This window comes from Streptomyces avidinii, assembly GCF_014650695.1.
Classification (GTDB): Bacteria; Actinomycetota; Actinomycetes; order Streptomycetales; family Streptomycetaceae; genus Streptomyces; species Streptomyces avidinii.
Window position 1 is genome coordinate 582,838 of record NZ_BMVL01000002.1, and the last position, 23,280, is coordinate 606,117.

Here is a 23,280-nt window from a genome sequence, read left to right on the forward strand (position 1 = left end):
CACCGTCCACGGCCCGTCGCGCTCAGGAATCCTGCGGCGCCGCGCAGAAACGGACCCGGGCGTCGCAGAACCGGCCCAGCGCCCTCTCGGCGGCCGCGGCGACGGTCGGCGTCAGCACACCGGCCCCCAACAGCCGGACGCCGACAATCGGACGGTCAAGGCGCTGCCGCGGCCGTCAGAACCAACTGGGCCGACCGAGCGGGGTCGAAAAGCATGCCCACCGCCCACGCGAGGCAGAAGATTTCCGAGGCGGCGCAACAGGCGGCCCGTGTCCGACCAGCAAGCCTCGCGGGACGGCCCCTCTATGCCGTGCCGCCCGCGAGCCTCGTCCCGCGGAACAGTTCCGCCTGGAAGGATGAGAGCCATTCAAGGATGCTTCACCGTGCCGTTCCGTAGGAGAACGCATTGCTCAGCGTGGAAACCGAGCACCGTGGTCGGACCATCCTGGTCAGCGCGGCGGGAGACCTCGACGAAAGCGCGGCACCCGCGCTCCAGGGAGCCCTGGACGACAACGTCTCCGGAGCACAAGCCCTCATGATCGACCTGCACGGCGTGGCAGCCATGAACAGGGCCGGGCTGCTCCACCTCCTCGAGCTGCACCGGCGAGGCGAATGCCTGGGCCTGCGGGTCCTCGTCATCGGCTGGCAGCCCCAGCCCCGGCAACTCCTCGCCGAGACCGCCGGCATCACCGGACCCGATTCCGCCACCGAAAGGCGACACGCGCTGGCTGGCTTCCGCCACCTCATCACCCAGCGCGCGCAATGCGCCCAGAACATCGCCGCCACCACAACCGCCGAGACCCTGCCTCGCCGGTAGCGCGACCTCGGGCTCCCACGGACCACAGCGGGCGCCCGGGGCTGCTTCCGCACCGGCCGCACGCTGCGATGCAGCGGCGTCACGCAGTGTGCGGCGCAGCAGGGCGGTCGGCTGAGGCCGGCCTGCTGCGCCGCATACAGAGCGGCGTCGATGACGTCCAGGAGCCGTCGGCGCTGTGCCTGCCAGCCGAAGGCGAAGAACGCGACGCCGAGCGCGTGCAGCCGCAGAGCGAGGTCCTGGAGGGCGTGCAGGCCCGTAACATCGAGGACTCGCAGACCGCGCAAGGTCGTAGACCATCACGCCGACGCTCTCGTCGCGCACGTGAGGGCTTCTTCGAGGACACCGACCTACTTGCCCTTCGGTGCGGGTACGGCGGAAACGGCGCCGGCCGGTCGCGCGCTCCTACTTCCCTCCTTTGCGATCCGTGGAGGCCGTTCAGCGGTCGTCGTCGGAAGCGGGGCGGGTGCCGAAGTTTCCGTATCCCTTCAGCTGGTGGGGCTTCAGGCGTTCCCCCGAGCCGGGGTCCGGCACAGGATTCGCCTCTCTGCCCGCCGCCCCTTCCTGCCGGGGGGACTCCGGGACGGCGGGGCGGGACGGCCGTTCCGTGTGGAGAGGTCCGCTGTCGCGGGACTGGATACGCCGCCCGCGGGCGAACGCGATCAGCAGAAACACCACGACGGCCACTCCGACGACCAGCAAAAAAATCCAAATCATCGCGTTGTTCATGAAAGGCGTATACCCAGCAGACCCTCGTCATGCCGGTCGGCCGCCCGAGGCGCCGAGGTCGACGACAGCGGCACCGCCCGTGGCCGGTGAACCTACGGCGCTCCCCGCGTCGCCCACCTCCTGGCAGACCTGCCCGTGGAGGTCCTGCGCTGGCTCCGCTCGGACCGGGTATTGCGTAAGCCCGTTGCGGTGCCGTGGATCTGCCCGAAAGTGGATGGCCGCCCAAGCCCGGCGGTGAGTTCGCCTTCGGTGACCCGGGGTAGCGGCCGGTGGGATCGCCCGGGAAACCATTCCCCTGCCGGGGCGGCTGCCCGGGCCGCCTCCAGCCGTTGTCAGACCGGCTGCCCTTCGACGGATCGTGCGTGAAGGCAACGAGCCTCGGACCGTGGTGGTCCGAAGCTCGTAGGAAGCCGCCCAGGCGCGGTTGGCGGGGTGATCGCCGGCGCGTTGGATGAGTCGCTCGGTTGCGGGCAGTGGCAAGAGGCGGCCCGACGGCCGTCGGCCCAACGACGAGCGGGGTAGCACCCATGACGGAGGTACGCGATGGCTAGTACGGCGTTGACAGCCGGCTCCCTGCCCGACGGGCTGATGGCCCTACCGGGCGTCTACCGGCCACAGGACGACACCCGCCTCGTGGCGGAAGCACTTGCCCAGGAACCCCTGACACCCGGGGCGGCCGTTCTGGAAATCGGAACGGGGACGGGCGCTCTGGCCCTGCAGGCGGCGCGCCGGGGAGCGAGGGTGACCGCAGTGGACGTCTCCTGGCGCGCGGTGGCGACCGCCCGGCTCAATGCCCTCCGGCAGCGGCTGCCCCTGCGGGTGGTCTACGGCGACTTCGCCTCGGCGGCCACCAGCAGCCGGTTCGACCTGGTCGTTTCCAATCCGCCTTACGTCCCGGCCGCAGTGCTTCCGATGCGGGGGCCGGAGCGCGCCTGGGATGCCGGCCCCGACGGGCGCGCGGTCATCGACCGGATCTGCACGAGTGCCCCCGCCCTTCTGCGCCCGGGCGGCGTCCTGCTCCTGGTGCATTCCGGGTTGTGCGGAGCCCAGGAGACCGTCGAGCGGCTGACCGCAAGGGGGCTGGTCGCCGACGTCACCACTCGCACCTTCGTGCCCTGGGGGCCCGTTCTGCGATCTCGCCGAGCCTGGCTGGAGCAGCAGGGCCTCACCCCCGCAGCCGAGGAACTCGAAGAGCTGGTGGTCATCCGTGCCCAGTACCTCTGACAGCGCCGAGCACCCGGCGCCGGGCAAGGAACGGGCACGAAGGGTGTCGGTGTCGGTGGATCCGCTGGGCCCGTTTCTGGTGGAAGGTCCGGTCGCGATCGTCCTTGATGACGGGTCCTGCGTCCGCTCGGACCGGTTCAGGACCGCGATCTGCACCTGCCGTCGCAGTCGAACCTACCCGTGGCGCGACACCAGCCACCGCCCCCGTGAACGCGCCGCCCGACCGGCCGAGGACACGTGTCCCTCATGACCTTCACCACCAGCACCACGGCGACCGCGAGCGGACCTCGCCTGGTCGACGGGCGCGGAGAGCTCTCCGACGCCGTGGCCGAGGCCCTGCGGGCCGGTACCGCGCCGATTTGCCCGCCCCGGGCGGTGCTGGACGTGGATCCATGGGGGGGAGGACCTCCACCTCGCCCGCTACCTCCTCTACGAGCGCAGTCGAGGGCAACGTCACCAGGATCAAGCTACTGAAGAGACAGATGTACGGCCGCACCAACTTCGATCTCCTACGACGCCGCATCCTGCTTTCACCATGATCAAGAGACTGCTACCCCCAAATCAGCGACAGAGCCAGGAAAGTGAGCCAGAACCCGTCGTCGTGCACAACAGCTCGGTGCCGACGGCCAGAATGCCTCCCGAACGGCTGTAGAAACGCTGCTCCTCCACACGTGCAGAGCCACGTACTCCTCCCGGGAAGCAAACGGCGGTGGTCATCATGCCGGTGACCGGCGCCGTTCGTGGTGTTCGCGGTGATGGGCAACGGCGGGACTGGCGAGCAGACGTCCACACCCAGCCGACGCTGACCGGCAACTGACCGGCCGACATCGAGGCGGGGATCCGCTGACAGCGCGCTGCGCTGCTGACGGACCCCGCCACCGATAGGGATGGGTCCGCCCGGCGGCATCCCCCCAACGGGTGGGCACCGGCCCGCGCACGCCGTATCGGCGCGGGCTGAAGCGACCCTCCGGAGCCTGGCTCGGTGCCCCACCCACTTGTGTGACACCGAGCAGGAGCAGCCCCGCGCAGCGGGCCTCGTCGTTATCCCGGCGTCGGCAGTACGCAGCAGATCGCTGACGAGAACGCCGCCGTGGACCTCATGCCGACCCACCTCACCCACGACCCGCAGGCCATCGCCTCCGCCACCTCCGACAGCGCCGCCTGCCCCACCACCACGGAGAGGGGGTCCTCCTCCGCGGCGTCGTCGGCCGGGAGCAGGTGCGGGTCCTCCAGCCGGAACCGGCGCGTCCCGCCTCTCCTCCGGCGACAACCAGAGCGGCGGACGGCGCTTCCCGGGTCAGGAGCCAGGCGACGACCGCGGCCCGGTCGACTCCGGGCTCGTCTCCGTACCGCCCACCTGCGCCGGGAAGTCGTCATGCCGGAGGCGCCAGTTCGCCAACGCGGCCCGCCACCCCGGCGATCCGACCGGTGACCGAGTGGTCGCGCGGGGCCCCGCCGCGGTGGAACCCAAACTTGGTATGGACCTGACAAATAGGGTCGGCTAGCGTAGCGCCCGACACTCGGTGAGAGCGCTCTCAAGCCTTCAATCCCCACACCAGGAGGTCTCGTGAAACACACCACCCCCTTACGCGCCGCCATCGCCGCCCTGCTCCTGACCGCCGGCCTGGGCGCAGCCCATGCCGGCGTGGCGAGCGCCGTCCCGCTTCCGGAGCCCGCCGCAGCATCGTCCTCCGCAGCGCCGTCCGCCTCGTCCGGACTGCTCGACGCGATGCGCCGGGACCTCGGGATCACCGCTTCCCAGGCCGAGGAACGGCTGAGCGCAGAAAAGGCCGCCACGGCCGTGGAGAAGACCGCACGGCAGGCCGCGGGTGGTGCGTACGGCGGGTCGTGGTACGAGCCTTCCACCGGCCGGCTCGTCGTCGCGGTGACCGACCGCGCGAAGGAGTCCGCCGCGCGGGCACTGGGCGCCGACACCCGCCTCGTCCGGCACAGCGCAGCCGCGCTGGACCGCGCCGCAGCACGCCTGGACACGCTGCGCGCCCCCACCGGGGTGGCCGGCTGGCACGTCGACCCGCGGATCAACAGCGTCGTCGTCACGGTCGTACGTACCGAGCGGGAAGCCCCCGCCGTACGGGCGTTCGTCGACCGGGCCAGGGCCGGCGGCCCCGTCACCGTCGCCGAGACGGCGCAGGCGCCCCGTACGTACGCCGCGGGCACCGTCGGCGGCGACCCGTACTACACCGGCAACGTCCGCTGTTCGATCGGCTTCTCGGTGTACGGCGGCTTCGTGACGGCTGGGCACTGCGGGCAGGCTGGGGCCGCCGTGCGCGGCTGGGACGGGTCCGCGATGGGCACCTTCCAGGGATCCTCGTTCCCCGGCAACGACTACGCGTACGTCGGCATCCACGGCGGCTGGTGGACCGTACCGGTGGTGCTCGGCTGGGGCACCATCCCGGACCAGCTGGTACGCGGCTCCGCCGAGGCACCCGTGGGCGCCTCGATCTGCCGGTCGGGGTCCACGACGCACTGGCACTGCGGCACCGTCCTCGCCAAGAACGAGACCGTCAACTACAGCCAGGGCCCCGTCCACCAGATGACGAAGACCAGCGTCTGCGCCGAGGGAGGCGACTCCGGCGGCTCGTTCCTCAGCGGGGACCAGGCCCAGGGCGTCACCTCCGGCGGCTGGGGCAACTGCTCGTCCGGCGGCCAGACCTGGTTCCAGCCGATCAACGAAATCCTCGGCCGCTACGGCCTGACGCTGCACACCGCCTGACCCTGCACGCCTGAGGTCGGCGCGGCGACAGGTCCTTCCGCGCACGAGAACCCGGAAGGACCTGTCGCCCGGCTTCCCGTACGGGGCCGGCGGCGCTGCCCGTCGACGTGTCCGGGGTGTCGCGGACCAACGCCGGTGCACCGATCGACGGGCTGCGCGGCGCGGGACATCAACGCATGAACGAGGAACTGTCGGCCGGGGCCGAGTTCGTGGCCGGGAGCACGCGGTCCGGATGCCGATGCACACCTCTCTGCATCAAGCCAGCCTTAAGAGATCGTTAAGCCGAAGGCCACGATAGAAAACCGCAGCTCAGAGGCGTGCGAAGTGTGACCTCTGACGTTGCCATGACGGTTACCGCTCCGTAATACTCGCTGTCTCGGGTGACATTGCGTCACGTGTGGGAGCGCTCTCATACCCCTCCTGTCACTCTTCACGACTCGCCCGGCCTGCCCCCCTCCTCCCCCACCCAGACAAGGAACCATGCCCATGGCTGCTGCTCATCGCGCACGTCGCCGCTCTCTCGGCGGAGTGGTGCTCCTCGTGACCACCGCCCTGGTCGCGGCGGTGCTCATATCCTTCACCCGTTCGGTCGCCCCGCACGCCGGTGCCGCAGTTGTCGCGCAGACCTGGTCCGACGAGTTCGACGGTGCGGCCGGCCGCGCTCCTGACGCCGCCAAGTGGACACTTGAGAGCGGCGGTTCGGGCTTCGGCAACCACGAGCTGCAGTACTACACCAACAGCACCTCGAACGCCGCGCTCGACGGCCAGGGCAACCTCGTCATCACCGCGCGCAAGAACACCGACGCCGGCCTCGGCTGCTGGTACGGGCAGTGCCAATACACCTCGGCCCGGCTGAACACCGCAAAAACCTTCACCCAGGCGTACGGCCGCTTCGAGGCCCGCATCAAAATCCCGCGCGGCCAGGGCATCTGGCCCGCCTTCTGGATGCTCGGCAACGACCTCGGCAGCGTGGGCTGGCCCAACAGCGGTGAGATCGACATCATGGAGAACATCGGCCGCGAACCCAACACCGTGCACGGTACGGTGCACGGCCCCGGCTACTCCGGAACGGGCGGCCTCGGCGCCGCGTACAGCCTGCCCGGCGGCCGCGCCTTCGCCGACGACTTCCACGTGTTCGCCGTCGACTGGAGCCCGAACTCCCTCGTCTGGTCGGTGGACGGCACCGCGTACAAGACCCTCACGCCGGCCGACACCGGCGGCAACAAGTGGGTCTTCGACCACCCGTTCTTCGTCATCCTCAACCTGGCGGTCGGTGGGGACTGGCCCGGCAGCCCGGACGCCTCCACGTCCTTCCCGCAGACGATGACCGTCGACTATGTCCGCGCCTACTCCGCCGGCGCCCCCGCGGCACGCCCGATCCGTGGCATAGGCGGCATGTGCGTCGACGTCGCCGGCGGCTCCGATGCCGACCGCACCCCCATCCAGCTGCACGACTGCACCGGCAGCGCGGCCCAGCAGTGGACCATCGGGGCCGACGGCACCGTCCGCGCCCTCGGCAAGTGCCTGGACGTCGCGGGCGGCTCCACCGCCGACGGCGCCGTCGTCCAGCTCTACACCTGCAACGGCACCAACGCCCAGAAGTGGACGTACAGCGCCGCTCGTGACCTCACCAACACAGGTGCGGGCAAGTGCCTGGATGCCAAGGGCAACTCCTCCGCCGACGGAACCCGGTTGCAGACCTGGACCTGCACCGGCGCCGCCAACCAGAAGTGGACGGTCGGCTGACCCACCAGCCCCGCCGCCCCCGCTTCTTACCCCCTCCCTGCGTCCGACCGCTCCGCTCCCCCGCCCGACCTCACGAAGAACGGACCTCCACCGTGACGGCTCGCCACCAACGAACCATGCCCCGTAGAAAGCTCCTCGCCGTAACAGCGGGCCTGGCCCTGGCCGTGCCCGCCGCGGCAGCCTGGCTCGAGATGAGCGCCAACGCGTCCACCACCGCCACGCTCCCCCTGGACCTGGTGAACACCACCGGCAACAACACGGTGTACGCCTATGTGCTCGGCCGTGACCCCGCTGCCGGCGGCACCTGGGCCTTCATCCAGGCCAACGGCTCCAGCCTGTACCACCCGCCGGCTCCGGCCAACGATCAGACCCCGCTCGGGGTCGACTGTGCCATCCCGCTCAACGAGTCCGGCGGCGGAGCGCGGAGGGTGACGCTGCCGCGCCTGGACAGCGGCCGTATCTACTTCTCCGTCGGCACGAAGCTCACCTTTTTGGTGAACCGCGGCGGCGGTCTGGCCCTGCCATCGGTGAGCAACCCTACCGATCCCAACGCGAACGTCGCTCACGACTTCTGCGAATTCACCTTCAACAGCGACCAGTTGTACGCCAACATTACGTTCGTCGACATGGTCTCGCTGCCGATCGCCTTCCAACTGGAGACCGGGCAGGGAACCCAGACGGTGCGCGGGCTGCCCGCCGACGGACTGTCCCGGGTCGCCGCCGCGCTGCGGGCCCAGTCCGCCGCCGACGGCAGCGACTGGAGCCGGCTGATCGTCACCGCGGGCGGCCGCGACTTGCGCGTACTCAGCCCCAACCTGGCAATCCGCGGCAACAGCGCCTTGTTCCGCAGTTACTTCGACGACTACGTAGACGAGGTGTGGAACAAGTACCGCTCCACCGACCTGCGCATCGACACCCAGTTCACCTGGGGAACCGTCACCGGCCGGGTGAACGGCGACGCCCTCACCTTCCCCGGAGTCGGCAGCTTCGCCAAACCGTCCACCCTTTCGATCTTCTCCTGCAGCGACGCGCCCTTCACCACGGGCAACGACCTGATGGGCAATCTCAGCGCACGGCTCGCCGCCGCCTTCAACCGCACCACCCTGCTGGACAACCCCCACCAGCCGACCTCCGAGAAGCCCGCCGCCTTCTACACCCGGCCGCGCACCAACCACTACGCCCGCATCCTGCACAACACCACCCCCGACCATCTCGGGTACGCCTTCCCGTACGACGACGTTCACCCGGCCGGAGTCGACTTTGAGGGCAAGGTGCAGTCCGGCACCCCCGGCCGCTGGACCATCACGGTCGGCGGTGTGGCCGGCGGCGGCGCACCAGCCCCCACGCCCACCGCCACCGCCTCGGGCGGCGGGGTCAGCGCCTTCACCACCATCCAGGCCGAGGCATTCAACGCCCAGTCCGGAGCACAGGTCGAGGCCTGCTCCGACGGCGGCGGCGGATCCGACGTCGGCCATCTGTCCAACGGCGACTGGCTCAAGTTCTCGGCCGTGGCCTTCGGCTCCACCGGCGCCACCCGCTTCGACGCCCGAGTCGCTTCCGGGGCCGCCGGTGGAGTCAGCGGCCTGGTCCAGGTCCGCCTCGACAGCCCCACAGCCACCCCGGTCGGCGGCTTCGCCGTCGCCAACACCGGCGGCTGGCAGGCCTGGCGCACCGTCCCCGCCGACATCCGCCGCACCACCGGAACCCACGACGTCTATCTGACCTTCGACAGCGGCCAGTCCTCCGACTTCGTCAACGTCAACTGGTTCTCCTTCGCATAAGGCCAGTTGTGAAAGTGGCGTCGTCAGTCGCCGTTGAAGACGAGATACCGGTGAGCCTTGCGCTCGACTTGAGCAGTCAGAGCAAGGATCTTGTCCACCGCCTCGGCTTCTTCGGCGGCTGAGCTGTCCGCCGAGGCCCGGAGCTCACACTTCCTCCACGACCCCGCCTTCCTCGCGCACTTGCGCGACGACTTCCGCAGCCCCGCCCGGCGCCAGCAGCCGGGAAGATGGCCAACGCCTCGGGGGACGGAAACCGGGAGGAGACGGCCGCAGTCGTGCGGGCTCTCCTCACGTACAGGGCGGGCGGCCGGTGACCGGGCCGCCGGTGGGGTTCGCGTGGCGGCGGACCCCACCGCTACTGCTGATCGGCGGCGCGGAGAGACGCGCCGCGTCCCACGTGGCGGGCGCCGCCATTCGACAGAAGGTCCGGCACGCCGGTCGGATCCCATGTCCGGCCCTCGGCGGATGCGCGGCGGAAGACCGCCTGGGGGGTCAGCGGCCCCAGCGCAGCGCCGGCGTCTGCACCGGCGCGTCCCACAGCCGCAGCATTTCCTCGTCGGCCCGGCACAGGGTCACCGAGCACCCCGCCATGTCCAGCGAGGTGACGTAGTTCCCCACAAGGGCCCGAGCCACCTGTACGCCCCGTGCCGCCAGCACCCGGGCCACCTCCGCGTGGAAGCCGTACAGCTCCAGCAGCGGCGTTGCGCCCATCCCGTTCACCAAGGCCAGTACCGGCCCGTCGGCGACCGGGGTCGCGTTCGCCGTGTCGTCCAGCACGGAGCCCACTGCGACCTCCGCGATCTCCCCCGCCGACATCATCGGGCGGCGCTCCCGGCCCGGCTCGCCGTGGATTCCGATGCCCAGCTCCAGCTCTCCGTCCGGCAGGTCGAAGGTGGGGGTGCCCTTGGCGGGGGTGGTGCAGGCGCTCAGCGCCACGCCGAAGCTGCCCGAGGCCTCGTTGACCCGCCGGGCGATGGCGGCGACCTGCTCCAGGGGAGCGCCCTCCTCCGCCGCCGCCCCGGCGATCTTCTCGACGAAGAGCGTGGCCCCCGTCCCCCGGCGCCCGGCGGTGTAGAGGCTGTCGGTCACGGCGACGTCGTCGTTGACCAGCACCCGCTCGACCCGGATGCCGTCCTCCTCGGCGAGTTCGGCGGCCATGTCGAAGTTCAGCACGTCCCCGGTGTAATTCTTGACGACGAACAGCACGCCCTGGCCGGAGTCCACGGCCTTTGCCGCCCGCACCATCTGGTCGGGCACGGGAGAAGTGAACACTTCGCCCGGACAGGCGGCGGACAGCATTCCGTATCCGACGAAGCCCGCGTGCAAGGGCTCGTGTCCGGAGCCGCCGCCGGAGACGAGAGCGACCCGTCCGCCCTGCCGCGCGTCCCGCCGTACGACGACCCGGGCCTCGGCGTCCACGTCCAGGTCCGGGTGGGCTGCGGCCAGCCCCCGGAGGGCGTCTGCGACCACGGTCTGCGGCCTGTTGATCAACATCTTCATCGTGTGCCTCCCGGTCGGAGCCGGTGATCCATACGAACAGTGTGCTGCCATGCCGCGTACATCCGCGAGAACTGGGGCGTCCGCCTCGGAGAAGGATCGAGGAATCCGAAGCGGCCACCGGCTTCCGCGGGGCCGTGCCCCTCGCCCCTCGCCTTTCCGGTACGGGCAACCCGTCTTACCCTGAATCGGGGGGCTCGGGGCAGTCGAATGCCAGTCCTCGGACCGGCGGGAAGCGGGCACCCATGAAGGAGCGCCTCAAAGCACATGGGCTGGTCGGCGAACTCTCGGCCGAATTCGCAGGCACCATGATCCTCATTCTCTTCGGCTGTGGTGTCGTGGCCCAGGTGGTCGCCGGCGGAGCCCTGACGGATCCCGCGGGCGGCCTCGGAAACCACGACAGCATCGCCTGGGCCTGGGGTCTCGGCGTGACCCTGGGCGTCTACGTCGCGGCGAGGCTGAGCGGTGCTCACCTCAATCCCGCGGTGACCCTCGCCCTTGCGGCCTTCAAGGGCTTCCCGTGGAAGATGGTCGCCCCCTACGCGCTGGCCCAGCTGGCCGGAGCCTTCGTGGCGGCCCTGATCGTCCGCTGGAACTACACCGAGGCGCTGGCCAAGGCCGACCCCGGTCACACCATCAAGACGCAGGGCGTCTTCTCCACGCTCCCGGCCAACGGGAACACCAACCTGCCGGTGACCGAGTGGGGCGCACTGCGCGACCAGATCATCGGCACCGCGATCCTCCTCCTGCTGATCTTCGCGGTCACGGACCTGCTGGGCACGCCCCCGGGCGCCAACCTGGCCCCGTTCATCGTCGGCCTGATCGTCGTGGCGATCGGCATGGCCTGGGGCACCAACGCCGGGTACGCGATCAACCCGGCCCGTGACCTCGGGCCGCGTCTGGCCAGCTTCCTCACCGGGTACGGAGGGGCCTGGAGAGATCAGTACGGGCACCTGTACTTCTGGGTGCCGATCATCGGCCCGTTCATCGGCGGTGTGTTGGGTGCGGGTATCTACAAGCTCCTCATCGGCCGGTTCCTGCCGACCGCCGAACCGGAGCCTCCCGGACGCGTACCGGCACCGGACGAGAGCTGATCGGGTCCGCGGCGTCCGGCGACCCGGCACGGCCCGTCCCGGACGACAGCCCCCACACACGGAATGTCCAAGAGGAGGCGCACCCCATGGCTGACTTCGTCGGCGCAGTGGACCAGGGGACCACGAGCACCCGTTTCATGATCTTCGACCACGCCGGCAACGAGGTGGCGCGGCACCAGCTGGAGCACTCCCAGATCCTCCCGCGCTCGGGGTGGGTCGAACACGACCCGGTGGAGATCTGGGAACGCACCAACTCGGTGATCCAGAACGCCCTCCGGCACGGAAACCTCGACGCCTCCGACCTGGCGGCAGTCGGCATCACCAACCAGCGCGAGACGACCGTCGTCTGGGACCCCCGCACCGGCCGCCCGTACTACAACGCCATCGTCTGGCAGGACACCCGTACCGACTCCATCGCCGCCGCACTGGAGCGCGGCGGCCAGGGCGACGTCATCCGCCGTAAGGCGGGACTGCCACCGGCCACCTACTTCTCCGGCGGCAAGATCCAGTGGATCCTGGAGAACGTCGACGGCGTGCGGGAGGCCGCCGAGCAGGGCCACGCCCTCTTCGGCAACACCGACTGCTGGGTGCTGTGGAACCTGACCGGTGGACCCGACGGCGGCGTCCACGCCACCGACGTCACCAACGCCAGCCGCACCATGCTCATGAACCTGGAAACCCTCGACTGGGACGACGAACTGCTCGGCTTCTTCGGCGTACCCCGGGCCATGCTGCCCACCATCAACCCGTCCTCCCACCCGGAGGCGTACGGGCAGACCCGCACCTCCCGGCCGCTGCGCGAGGCCATTCCCATCACCGGTGTGCTCGGCGACCAGCAGGCGGCCACCGTCGGGCAGGTCTGCTACGCGCCCGGCGAGGCGAAGAACACGTACGGAACCGGCAACTTCCTGGTGCTCAACACCGGGACGGAACTGGTCCGCTCGCAGCACGGCCTCCTGACCACCGTGGCATACCAGTTCGGCGACAACCCCGCGATCTACGCCCTCGAAGGATCCATCGCAGTCACCGGCTCCGCCGTGCAATGGCTGCGTGACCAGCTGAAGATCATCGGTGACGCCGCCGAGAGCGAACGTCTGGCTCGCACCGTCGAGGACAGCGGCGGCATCTACTTCGTCCCCGCCTTTTCCGGCCTGTTCGCCCCGTACTGGCGTTCCGACGCCCGCGGCGCGATCGTCGGGCTGGCCCGATACCACGACAACGGTCACCTGGCGCGGGCCACTCTGGAGGCCATCTGCTACCAGACCCGCGACGTGGTGGAAGCCATGGAGCAGGACTCCGGCGTCCACCTCGACGTGCTCAAGGTCGACGGCGGAGTCACGGCCAACGACCTGTGCATGCAGACCCAGGCCGACGTCCTCGGCGTACCGGTCAGCCGTCCCGTCGTCGCCGAGACGACCGCGCTCGGCGCCGCCTACGCGGCCGGGCTCGCCACCGGCTTCTGGCGCGACACGGACGAACTGCGCACCCACTGGCAGGAGTCCAAGCGCTGGGCGCCCGAGTGGTCGGAGGAACGGCGCGCGGAAGGGTACGAGGGCTGGAAGCGGGCGGTGGAGCGCACGCTCGACTGGGCCAAGATCGAATAAGGGCGAACAGGTTGTTCGGCCGCGCTCGCCCGCAGCACTGAGGAGGAGACCGTGGTCCATCCGGTGGCCCTCTCACCGAAGGCCCGCACACAGGCCCTCGCAGGTATGGGACAGGGCGAACTCGACGTCCTGGTCGTCGGCGGCGGCGTCGTCGGCAGCGGGGCCGCCCTGGACGCCGCCACCCGGGGCCTGAGCGTCGGACTCGTCGAAGCCCGCGACTGGGCCTCGGGCACGTCCAGCCGCTCCAGCAAACTCATCCACGGCGGCCTGCGCTACCTGGAGATGCTCGACTTTCGCCTCGTCGCCGAAGCGCTCAAGGAGCGGGGCCTCCTGCTCCGGTACCTCGCCCCCCACCTGGTGCGTCCGGTGCCTTTCCTCTACCCCCTGCAACACCGCGTCACGGAGCGCCCGTACGTCGGCAGCGGCGTCCTGCTGTACGACGCCATGGCCAGGGCCTCCGGCACCTCCGGCGGCCTGCCCGTCCACCGCCACCTGAGCAGGCATCGGGCCCTGCGCGAGGCGCCCGCGCTGCGCTCCGACGCCCTGGTGGGCGCCATCCAGTACTGGGACGCCCAGGTCGATGACGCCCGCCACACCCTGTTCCTCGCCCGTACGGCCGCCTCGTACGGGGCGCTGACCGCCAACCGCACCCGCGTCAGCCGCTTCCTGCGGCAGGGCGAGCGGGTGGTCGGCGCCGTGGTCACGGACCTGGAGAGCGGCGAGGAGACGGAGGTGCGGGCCAAGCAGGTCATCAACGCGACCGGGGTGTGGACGGATGACACCCAGGCCATGGCCGGCACCCGCGGCCAGTTCCACGTGCGCGCTTCCAAGGGCGTCCACGTGCTCGTACCCCGTGACCGGATCAACTCCCGCACCGGACTGATCCTGCGCACCGAGAAGAGCGTGCTGTTCGTGATCCCCTGGGGCCGGCACTGGATCATCGGGACCACCGACACCGACTGGACGCTCGACAAAGCCCACCCGGCCCTCAGCTCCAAGGACGTCACCTACCTGCTGGAACACGTCAACAGCGTGCTGGCCACCCCCCTGGTCCCCGAGGACGTCGAGGGCGTCTACGCCGGCCTGCGCCCCCTGCTGTCCGGCGAGGCGGCGGAGACCAGCAGGCTGTCCCGGGAGCACCTCGTCGCCCATCCGGTACCCGGACTCGTCGTGGTGGCGGGCGGCAAGTACACCACCTACCGGGTGATGGCCAAGGACGCGGTCGACGAGGCTGCCCGCGCCCTGGACGAGAAGGTCCCCGGCTGCATCACGCACCGTGTTCCGCTGCTGGGCGCCGACGGCTACCCGGCACTGTGGAACTCCCGGCACCGGCTCGCCGGGCACTCCGGGCTCCATGTCGCCCGTATCGAGCACCTCCTGAACCGCTACGGCTCCCTCGCGCCCGAACTGCTCGCCCTCGTGGCCACCGACCCCGCGCTCGGCGAGGCGCTGCCGAGCTCCGACGACTACCTGAGGGTCGAGGCCGTGTACGCGGTGACCCACGAGGGAGCTCGCCATGTGGAAGATGTGCTCGCCCGGCGCACCCGGATCTCCATCGAGTCCTGGGACCGCGGGGTGGACGCGGCGCCGACCGTTGCCCAGCTGATGGCACCCCACCTGGGATGGGACCGGGCGCACCAGGACCGCGAGGTCGACCATTACGTCAAGCGCGTGGCGGCCGAGCGCGAAGCCCAGCAGCAGCCGGATGACCGGACCGCCGACGCGGTCCGGCTCGGCGTGCCCGACATCATCCCGGTGAACTGAACGGCCGCGCGTGGGGGGCCTCACGGCGGACGCCGGATAGCGGCGACACGTCCGTGCCCCAATCATGCCCCCAAGGACGGTCAGCAGGGCCAGAAGCGGAAGCTTCCCATTGCGGCTTTCGCAGGTCAGGAACCATGTGATGGTCTTCCGCGCAGTCGGCGAGCCCATCCCGGCCGACGGCACCCGGCCAGCTGCGCCAGTACGCCGACGAGAGCGAGGACGTCCGCGTCATGTACTTCGTCACCGCCCTGCGCGCCTTCGTCGTGGACGCCTACATCGAAGCCTGACCACGACCACTGCGGTCACACCGCGGAGGCTGTGGTGCGTGCAGCTACCTGTCATGCGCGGTCAGGAGCAGGACCTGGGCCTTGGAGCGGTGGCTCCAGCGCAGTGGCCACGGCTTCGGCCGGCATACGGTCGTCGCGCAGGGCGCCCGCCGTCTCCCGGCCGAGCGTCAAGGCGGCTGGGATTCGTCGGTGCTACGTCGGGCAGCCGCCGAGCGATCCCTGCTCGCCATGCTCGTCCGGCACACTGCTGCTGCCCTGTCGGTCGCCTTCATACACCACCGCCAACGCGAGGACGCGTTGAAGCCGCACCGGCTGAGGGCGGAACGAACAGCCCTCCAGCGGCAGCTGATCTCCGTCGTGGCCGAGCTGGGGTTCCACCGGGCCGTTCACGCGCTCATGGCCGACGTCGCTGCCTCGGGCGGCGGCGAGGAAGCCATCACCGCGCACTACACGAGTTCACCGGGCTCCCCGCGCCGGTCGAGGACCGCTTCGCTCGGCTGAGGTCCTGGACCGGCCCCAGCCGCCCCGACCCCTATCCGGAACCGGACCCCGTGCGCCAGGACGAAATGCTGCACACCGTTGCCCGGGAGGTCGGACCGGTGCGTATCAAGGACCGGCTGATCACCCTGGTCCGCCCGCACGGCGAGATCCTGGGCGTTCTCGCCCTCGTCGATGCCCGGGGCCAGGCCGACGAACACACCGTACTCGCGCTGGAACGCGCCGCCACGTCACTCGCCCTGGAGCGGGCACACCTGCGCAATCTGGCCGAAGTGGAGCTGAGGCTGCACCGCGAGCTGGTCGACGACCTCCTGGCAGGGACGGGGCGAGGCGAGCGCCTACACCCGGTCCGAGGCAGTCGGAGGGGCCGGGAGCCCGCCCGTGGTGTCGGCACGGGTTGCCCGAACCGTGGCCCCGAAGGCTCCAGGCACGACAAGGAAATGCCCCCTATCGCGACGGGGGTTCCGCGTCGAGACGGGCACGGCGGTTGCGGCCGCCCGCCCGCGCCGGCGGCTCAGGCAAGTACCGTCAGCAGCGCCCGCGCTCACTCATCATTCGACGACAACCTGCACGAATGGCTGTGTGTCCCGTCAAGGCCGGAGTGGCAGCGGCCGCCTCTGCTCGAGGCCGGACGGCCGGAAGCAGAACGGACCGAGCCCATGGACGAGGCACCGCAGGAAATCGGCCGGCACCCGCCGCCCCCCTGTCCCCCCTCGCGCTCTGTCCTGTTCGAGGGCATCGAGGAGATCGCCGAGGCCCGCCGCATGGCCCGCTCATTCCTCGCGGACGTGAAGAGCGTCCACGACCTGCCGGTCTCCGAGCGCGCCCAGAGCGTGGACGAACTGGTCGTGAGCGAGCTCGTCACCAACACGCGCAAGTACGCGCCGGGCCCCAGCCTGCTGACCCTGGACATCCGTGACGGCTGCGTCGAGGTGACCGGCTGGGACAGCAATCCCACCCCGCCCTGCGTGTTGCCCCCCCGATCCCCGACGGATCGGCCGGCACGGCATGGAGATCATCGTCGACGTCGCCCAGACGTTCCAGATCGAGGCCGCCCGGCTTGTCCTTGAACGCTGACCAGGAACGCCGGGAAGTACTCCGCAGCAACGAGCGGAGCTGGTTGCAGACCTGCTGCCGGTTCCAGACCGCGTCTTGCTGTGCTCGGGCCAGGACAGCCGCCGCCTGGGCCAGGTCGGTGTCGGCGGTCAGCGGCCGGTGCATCGGCATGTCCGTGCGGATGATGTTGGCGAGCATGAGGGCGTCGCCGGGGTCGGATTTCTTGCGGCTCACGCCGTGGCGGTCGCGATAGCGGGAGGCCGCCATCGGGTTGAACGCGAAGATCTGCCGGGCGCCGGTGCGGAGTGTGGCGACCAGCAGGCCGCGGCTGGTCTCGATCGCCACCGGAATCGGCATCTCGGCGCTGTCGCCGTGATCAGCCAGCAGGTCCAGCAAGACCTGATAGCCCTCCAGGTCGTCGCCGATGCGGCACTTGGCCAGCAGCTCGCGAGAGGGCCGTCGATGATCGCGACGTAAGAACGCGTCACCGTGCGGCAGCTCGTCCATCGCCTGACCTGCGAGAACAGACCATGTCCGATTTACGAGGGTCCCACCTCCGGTCACACCCACGGCCCCCGCTGAAAGCACCCCTCCAGGCAACGGTCCGGCCCCCTCCCGATGCAACCTCGGCCCGGCCTCTACGCGCGCCTCAGCGCGTCGCACACCGGCCCTTCGCCGTACCGGGCCAGGATGGGGTCCCGTAGGTCCGGAGCCTTCGGGTGACGGGAGCAGAACATTGATCAACGTGGACATTCAGCATTGCGGCAGCTCGATTCTGATCAGCGCCACCGGGGAGCTCGACGAGGGTGCGGGAGAGGTGCTCCAGCGCGCCTTGAACCACGTGACCAGAGACGAACGCGATCTCCTGGTGGACCTGCACGCTGTAGCGGCCATGGACGTCGACGGCCTGCTCCACCTCCTGATCCTGCACCGCCGCGCCGAGCGTATGCGCCTACGGGTGCTGGTCACCGGCTGGCAGCCCCAGCCCCAACAGTGCATGGCCACCGTGGCCGGCATCCCCGGACCCCGGGCGGGCACCGGAGAGCGCTACGCCCTGGCCGGCTTCCGCCGACTCCTCGAGGAGAAGGCGCAGCGCGCACGGGACCGCGCCGACTTCGCCGATGGCTGGCTGCCCCGCGTCTAAGGGCTCGCAGAGAATCAACATGCTGACTTGATTCTGCTGTTCGTGAGGAACTCGGTGACGCCGGCAGGTGTGCGGAACGTGGCCGTCAAGGTCGAACGGTGCAGCCGTGGTCGGCGAGGAGGGGCTGGATTTGGTGAACGGCCCTGGTAATGGTGCCGCCGTTGACGCCGCAGAGCTGGGCGATCAGGTCTCGTGTTCCGAGTTTACGCAGGTAGAGAATGGTGGCCAGGACTCGGTCGGCGGTGGTCATCGTGTCCATGGCGCCGGCTCCGCGAGCCCTGATGCGGTCTCCTCCTCGCTGCTGTGACCGCCCGTGTTCACGGAGCTCATCGAGTGTCTGAGACGGCTGGTCGACGAGGTCACCCAGTGCAGGTTCGGTCATGCCGGTCAGTTCCGGGGTGCGCAGGCCGCCGGCGCCCCCATCAGCAGACGGCGCTGCGCTCGTCCGCCTGCCCATGAGGCAGGTCCTCAGGGGTTGCGGCGGGTGAGGGAGGCGTTCAGGACAGTGGCGAAGACGCACCAGGCGGCGTAGGGCAGCAGTGTGCGGGCGGCGACCGGGTCGGTCCCTGAGGTACGGCGGATGAGTTCGGCGTTGCTGAGGTCGAGGACCAGCGTGCCGGCCAGCGCGGCCTGCGGACTGCGGCAGCGGAAGAACAGCCATGTCCATCCGGCATTGAGCGCCAGGTTTACACCGAACGAAATGGCAGTGGCGGCCTGCTCCCGCCCCCGAGTGCGGCCCAGCGCGTGGCCGGCCGCGAAGGCGATCGAGGCATACAGCGGCGTCCACACCAGCCCCAACGCCCACGACGGCGGCTGCCAGGCGGGCTTGTGCAGACCGCGGTACCAGTCGCTGTCCGCATCGACGGCCGCTGCTGCGTACCGCTTCCAGCCGGACGGCGCGACGAGTCGAGAGTCCTCACTGATCAGTCTCACGAGGAGATGCTTCCCCCTCGCCCGTCGGCCCTCACCGAACCACCCGCCAACACGCCGGACGCCGCCACGCGCCGGCGGGCATCATGTCCGCGTAGACGAGACCCACACCCCGCCACACCGTCGGCCACCTCCTGGACCGCTCCCTCGCCCGCTCCGGCGAGGCCGCCAGGCGCAGCATGATGTCCTCGCGCCGCTGCCTGGCCGTCCTGGCCGTCGCGGCCCCGGCGGCCGTGACCTCGCTGGCCAGGACGACCGCGGCCGACGACACGGAGAAGGAAGAAGCCTCGCCAATCATCGTCCCGACGTTCAGCGTCGACCCGGTCGGACCTCGGGCTTCCCGCTGTCGGAGTCGCGTGCGGCAGCACCAGGCCGAGGACCGCGGGCACCGCCACGATCGGCACCGGCTCCCGGGAGTGCACCCTGCAGAAGAAGGCACGAGGTACGACCGGTCCCAGTGCGAACTTCCTCTTCGAGTTCAAAAACGGTCCCCAGACCGGCACCAAGGCATTGGTGCCCGCGCCCCCTCCAGGAGCCGAACCCGAGGCCATCGACGGAATCGTCCCGGCGAACCCTGGGCTACAAGGGACTCACCGGATCACTCCACTTCGAACCCGTCACCGGACAGGCCACCCAGAACACAGTGACCTTCTAGTGAGACAGGGCGCTGAACCAGCCAGGCCACGGCTCCCTGCTCGCTTCGGGCAGGGAGCCGCTCAAAGGATTCGAAGGGCACGAGGGTCAGCCGGTCAGAGCCGGAAAGGGTGGTGCTGCCGACCGGGGGCGGTGACCGGCGACGTGTGACGGCTGCCGGACCTGCCCGCGGTCGACAGCGCCACGGGGCTGGAAGCATCCTGTCCGAAGGCGGCTCCCCACGCTCGCTATTGCACCCCTCTCCCGGGTGGCGCCCGGCGTTGACGCGCTGATGCGGATGTGAGCCGCACCCGGACAGGCGCTCGTGTCCGGGTGCGGCGCTGCCGGGCGTGCCCGGTGGTGGGGTTCGGAAGGAGACGTCGTCTCGGTCCCCGGCGCCCCGAGCTCAGGAGTCGAAAAGGCGCTGGGGTACGCAGGAGGTGGACGGTGAGGCGGCGCGCCCGGCCGTCGTCGGTGGTGCCGACGGGTGCGGTGTAGCCGAACCGGGCGCGGGGTTCGACCGTGATGCCAGTGGTGGCGGCCGCCTGCTTGCGGCGGCGGCCACGGACCACGGGCTGCCAGCGGGCCCGTACGGCCGTGTCGATGCGGTCCGCGACCCGCTGGGGCGGTGTCTTCCGGTCACCCCTGCGGTAGCGCCCACCGACCGCTGACAAGCTGCTTGAGCAGGAATTTCATCTGCCCCCTTCAGGGTCTTGGGCGGGTCCTTGGTGAAGGTGTCCTGGTCGGCACGGACGATGGCGTCCTCTCTCACACAGCGGTGCAGCTCCTCGACGTCGGGCAGCGGGCGGCCTGTCGGGCATGGCCTCCAGCGCGTCGCCGGAGGCCATAGCGCCGTTCTATTCGCCGTCGTCGAGGACGGCGTCGCCGCCCTTGATGTGGCGGGCCGGGTTGACCCTTCCATCAGGTCGACCACGCCATCTCCTGCACCCCTCCCAGTTTGGCCAGGCCGGGCGTGGGGCCGAGGCGGAAGGTGCCCATCAGCGGCTCTTGTGGTGCTCCATCGCTGTCAGGAAGTCGGCGTCGGTGAGATCGGCGGTGACGCCGAGGGCAGCGAGGGTGTCGACGTACGCGGTCTTGAGGCGGTCGTGCCATGGGTCGAGGTAGGCGCCGGTCTCCCGGCGCAGGTAGGCCTCGATGGGGTGGACGTCGTGGCCGAGTTCTGGGCGTAGGCGAGGGTGTGGGTCTGGTACCAGGCCGGATCGGTCGGCCCGCAACCCCTACTACTCCGCCGCCACGCCCATGCCACCGCACACAAGCGCGCTGACGACCGGGCAACCGGAGACGAGACCGCTTACCCAGGGCAGCTCCGTGCGCAACCACGGCCCGCCCAAAGCCTCCGTCCGGCTGGCGCCGAGACCTCGGCGCATACGGCCGAGAAGGAACGACGAACCCCAAAGCCTCAGCGACGGGGCCGACTGTGCGCGGCGGGAGGCCAGTCCGAAGGAGTCAAACATCGGTAGGGCATCGTCGATCCCCCCGGCGTCGGAGCACCCTGGCCCGCAGGGCCGCGGCTAGGCCGGCTACGACATGTTCGTGCGCGCCATGTGGCGTCCGAGCAGGCCGTCGATCAATGCGCGGGTGCCGCCTGGCGGCCGCGCCCCCGGCCCCGGCCGCCCCTGACCGTCTTCACCCTCTACCGGCCGTAGTACCGGCCGAACCGCTCCAGGTAGCTGGACTCGCCGGCCTTTTTGGCCTCGTCGTACTCCGGGGCGTCCTTGATCTGCTCCTTCGTCCGGTTGACGTACACCGTCTCCCCGATCATGTCGATGCGCTCGATGGTCCCGGCAGGCAGCAGCACATGCTTGCCGAAGATCCACACCCCCGTGTCCACGACCAGGTAGGAGGCGCCGACGTCCTCGGAATGCTTGTCGATCTTGCCGATGCTGCCGTCGGTGGCCTCGACCTTGAAGCCGACGATGTCAGTGCCCTGCAGGTATCCCGCGTTGGGGTGGTACCCCCAGATATCGAACCCGCTCACAGCGACGCCTTTCGGTTGTCAATGACTACGGACAACCTGACCGGATTGCACCGAACACAAAACCCGAGCTCGGGAAAGCCACTCCGCTGCCTGCCGCTCGCGGGCTCCCGAACGCGACAACGGCTCTACCGCCGGGCGCGGTAGCAGGACATCGACGGGACTGGTCCATCTCCCCCGTCTCGGAACCCTGGCAAGGCTGACGCGCTCACGCTCGGCCTCCCTGTCATCGGTCCACAGGCCAGGAGAGCCCTCACCTTCATCACCTCGACGTCAGACGACCACAACGTCGGCTGCACGGGTTCCGCCAGATGCAGAGGGAGTACGGCGGCTGCTCTGCCCGGGCGGGGCGCGCTACGCCGTGGCGTCCTCGCAGTCGTGCCCCAGCAGGCCAGCAGGCTGAGGGCGCCGAGCCGCTCGAGGGCGTCCTGGCCGTCATCTCGTCGGTGCCGTGGGCGAAGGTGAAGCAGCCACGAAGGGCCGGACGAACTGGGCGGAGCAAATCCGCGGCGGCGGCCAGGTCCTGCCGGCGATCCGCCATGAAACCCGCGCGTTCGTGGCCCCGACCGCAGATGTGCAGGTCATCGACCTCGTCGACGGTCGCGTCGTGGCGGGAGGAGGAGTCGGCCCATGGGGAGGTCTTGCGCGAGGACGAGGGCTACGTCCTGCCGCCGGTCCTGGCCCGCGCGAAGCGGGCTCCGGTGGCGAAGGCCCGAGCACCCGGCGGCCGGGGCACGGGCAGAGGGCGAGGTGAAGACGGTCATAGCGCGACCGTCTGCAGCCACAGGGGCAGCAGCAGGAGGGACACGAGGGAGCTCTTGATCACGATCGACGCGGAGAGGTCGACTCCCACGTCGTAGCGCTGGGCGAAGATGAAGAGATTCTGCGGGGTCGGCATCGCAGCGATCAGTACGAGGTACGCCAGCCACTCGCCCCGCACCCCGACGAGCAGTCCGCACACCGCCCAGGTGAGCAGCGGGAACACCAGGCACTTGAATCCTATGAGGGCGAATTCCTCGCGCGTGGTGCCCCGGAGGTCCAGGCCGAGGCCGCCCAGGTGGAGGCCGAGGGCGAACAGGGCCACCGGGGAGGCGCTGTCCCCGACGAACGCGGCGCCGTCCAGGACGACGGCCGGGACCCGTACCGAGAGCAGGTTGAGCACGATCCCCGCGTTGCAGGCGAGGACCAGCGGGGTGGCGAGCGAAGCGCCGACGGCCCGGGCGAGTCGGCGGCCCGGGCCGCCGGCCGCGGGACCGGGCCGGCCCAGCTCCATGAGGGCGATGACGACCAGGGACAGCACGCAGACCTGGAACAGCAGGATCGGGAAGATCGGCGCGGCCGTCCCGAACACGGTGATGAAGACGGGGACGGCGAAGTAGGCGGTGTTCACCTGGACACCGGCCATCACACGCAGCGCCACGTCGCGCGGCTCGCGCAGACCGCGGGCGACCGCCACCACGGCCACCGCCAGAACGGCGAGGGCCGCCGCTCCGGCGTAGCCGCCGATCGCCCGCCGGTTGAACAGGGCTCCCAGGTCGCTCGCGTAGATGTTGCCGAACAGGTAGCAGGGGACGGCGAAGAGGAAGGCGTAGTCGGAGAAGACCTTCGATGCCTCGGCCGGGACGATCTTCCGGCGGGCGAGCAGCACCCCGCCGCCGAAGGCCAGCAGCACCGGTACCAGTTTCTCCAACGCGGCCGCGGTCCCCATGCCCGTTTCCCCCATGATCGACAGGCAAGCAGCGTAGCTCTC

The 23,280-nt window shown here is 70.2% G+C and carries 18 protein-coding genes and 4 pseudogenes; 12 read left to right on the top strand and 10 right to left on the bottom strand.

Annotation, left to right across the window (positions count from 1 at the left end; all coding sequences use genetic code 11):
* The first annotated feature begins 414 nt into the window (after positions 1-414).
* Positions 415-816 (top strand): STAS domain-containing protein, encoded by a 402-nt coding sequence (locus IE257_RS07000; protein WP_229920203.1) that lies wholly within the window; start codon positions 415-417, stop codon positions 814-816.
* A 435-nt stretch (positions 817-1,251) separates the two neighbouring features.
* Here IE257_RS07000 and IE257_RS07005 read toward each other — a convergent pair whose 3' ends face one another.
* A complete protein-coding gene (locus tag IE257_RS07005; RefSeq protein WP_189965728.1) occupies positions 1,252-1,542 on the bottom strand; it encodes a DUF6479 family protein in 291 nt (96 codons plus the stop codon).
* Positions 1,543-1,635: 93 nt separating this feature from the next.
* Between IE257_RS07005 and IE257_RS37995 the strand changes: the two are divergent.
* The 6 genes and pseudogenes from IE257_RS37995 to IE257_RS07035 all read left to right on the top strand — a co-directional run.
* A pseudogene (locus IE257_RS37995) lies at positions 1,636-1,799 on the top strand (NF041680 family putative transposase); the annotation flags it as partial.
* A gap of 286 nt (positions 1,800-2,085) precedes the next feature.
* On the top strand, positions 2,086-2,766 hold the full coding sequence (locus IE257_RS07010) for a HemK2/MTQ2 family protein methyltransferase (protein ID WP_189965730.1): 681 nt from the start codon (positions 2,086-2,088) through the stop codon (positions 2,764-2,766).
* Positions 2,767-2,845: 79 nt separating this feature from the next.
* The gene (locus tag IE257_RS39100) at positions 2,846-3,016 is read left to right on the top strand and encodes a CDGSH iron-sulfur domain-containing protein (protein ID WP_308277839.1); all 171 of its coding nucleotides are present in this window, start codon (positions 2,846-2,848) and stop codon (positions 3,014-3,016) included.
* A gap of 1,317 nt (positions 3,017-4,333) precedes the next feature.
* Positions 4,334-5,500, top strand: a complete 1,167-nt coding sequence (locus IE257_RS07025) for a S1 family peptidase (protein ID WP_189965734.1) — start codon at positions 4,334-4,336, stop codon at positions 5,498-5,500.
* Between the two features lie 486 nt (positions 5,501-5,986).
* Entirely contained in the window at positions 5,987-7,246 is a 1,260-nt protein-coding gene (locus IE257_RS07030; protein WP_189965736.1) for a glycoside hydrolase family 16 protein, read from the top strand.
* Between the two features lie 116 nt (positions 7,247-7,362).
* Complete coding sequence (locus tag IE257_RS07035; RefSeq protein ID WP_189965737.1) at positions 7,363-9,027, top strand: beta-1,3-glucanase family protein; 1,665 nt, start codon at positions 7,363-7,365, stop codon at positions 9,025-9,027.
* A gap of 492 nt (positions 9,028-9,519) precedes the next feature.
* On the opposite strand, the gene dhaK is transcribed toward IE257_RS07035, so the two are convergent.
* Positions 9,520-10,527 carry a dihydroxyacetone kinase subunit DhaK gene (gene dhaK, locus IE257_RS07040; protein WP_189965739.1) on the bottom strand — a complete coding sequence of 336 codons (1,008 nt, stop codon included), beginning with the start codon at positions 10,525-10,527 and terminating at the stop codon, positions 9,520-9,522.
* Between the two features lie 242 nt (positions 10,528-10,769).
* Between dhaK and IE257_RS07045 the strand changes: the two genes are divergently transcribed.
* The 4 genes from IE257_RS07045 to IE257_RS38000 all read left to right on the top strand — a co-directional run bounded on the left by IE257_RS07045 (position 10,770) and on the right by IE257_RS38000 (position 15,774).
* The gene (locus IE257_RS07045) at positions 10,770-11,618 is read left to right on the top strand and encodes an MIP/aquaporin family protein (protein ID WP_189965741.1); all 849 of its coding nucleotides are present in this window, start codon (positions 10,770-10,772) and stop codon (positions 11,616-11,618) included.
* A gap of 86 nt (positions 11,619-11,704) precedes the next feature.
* Positions 11,705-13,222, top strand: coding sequence for a glycerol kinase GlpK (gene glpK, locus IE257_RS07050; RefSeq protein ID WP_189965743.1), 1,518 nt, complete (start codon positions 11,705-11,707; stop codon positions 13,220-13,222).
* 105 nt (positions 13,223-13,327) lie between these two features.
* Positions 13,328-14,986, top strand: coding sequence for a glycerol-3-phosphate dehydrogenase/oxidase (locus IE257_RS07055; RefSeq protein WP_189966225.1), 1,659 nt, complete (start codon positions 13,328-13,330; stop codon positions 14,984-14,986).
* Positions 14,987-15,462: 476 nt separating this feature from the next.
* A complete protein-coding gene (locus IE257_RS38000; RefSeq protein WP_229920172.1) occupies positions 15,463-15,774 on the top strand; it encodes a hypothetical protein in 312 nt (103 codons plus the stop codon).
* A 1,044-nt stretch (positions 15,775-16,818) separates the two neighbouring features.
* Here IE257_RS38000 and IE257_RS07065 read toward each other — a convergent pair.
* Positions 16,819-17,271, bottom strand: a pseudogene (locus tag IE257_RS07065) (IS110 family transposase); the annotation flags it as partial.
* Positions 17,272-17,572: 301 nt separating this feature from the next.
* On the opposite strand from IE257_RS07065, the gene IE257_RS07070 reads away from it, so the two are divergent.
* Positions 17,573-17,971, top strand: a complete 399-nt coding sequence (locus IE257_RS07070) for an STAS domain-containing protein (RefSeq protein WP_229920173.1) — start codon at positions 17,573-17,575, stop codon at positions 17,969-17,971.
* 14 nt (positions 17,972-17,985) lie between these two features.
* On the opposite strand, the pseudogene IE257_RS07075 reads toward IE257_RS07070, so the two are convergent.
* The 7 genes and pseudogenes from IE257_RS07075 to IE257_RS07100 form a co-directional block, all read right to left on the bottom strand.
* Positions 17,986-18,386 (bottom strand): annotated as a pseudogene (locus IE257_RS07075) (transposase family protein); the annotation flags it as partial.
* 53 nt (positions 18,387-18,439) lie between these two features.
* Positions 18,440-18,904 carry a TspO/MBR family protein gene (locus IE257_RS07080; RefSeq protein WP_189965747.1) on the bottom strand — a complete coding sequence of 155 codons (465 nt, stop codon included), beginning with the start codon at positions 18,902-18,904 and terminating at the stop codon, positions 18,440-18,442.
* A 31-nt stretch (positions 18,905-18,935) separates the two neighbouring features.
* Complete coding sequence (locus IE257_RS07085) at positions 18,936-19,199, bottom strand: hypothetical protein (protein ID WP_189965749.1); 264 nt, start codon at positions 19,197-19,199, stop codon at positions 18,936-18,938.
* A 583-nt stretch (positions 19,200-19,782) separates the two neighbouring features.
* Complete coding sequence (gene tpg, locus IE257_RS39585; RefSeq protein ID WP_443728819.1) at positions 19,783-20,208, bottom strand: telomere-protecting terminal protein Tpg; 426 nt, start codon at positions 20,206-20,208, stop codon at positions 19,783-19,785.
* 183 nt (positions 20,209-20,391) lie between these two features.
* Positions 20,392-20,771, bottom strand: a pseudogene (locus IE257_RS07090) (hypothetical protein); the annotation flags it as partial.
* A gap of 417 nt (positions 20,772-21,188) precedes the next feature.
* Positions 21,189-21,533: a PRC-barrel domain-containing protein gene (locus IE257_RS07095; RefSeq protein ID WP_189965751.1), complete on the bottom strand. Its 345-nt coding sequence runs from the start codon at positions 21,531-21,533 to the stop codon at positions 21,189-21,191.
* Between the two features lie 757 nt (positions 21,534-22,290).
* A complete protein-coding gene (locus IE257_RS07100; protein ID WP_189965760.1) occupies positions 22,291-23,238 on the bottom strand; it encodes an AEC family transporter in 948 nt (315 codons plus the stop codon).
* Between the last annotated feature and the right edge of the window lie 42 nt (positions 23,239-23,280).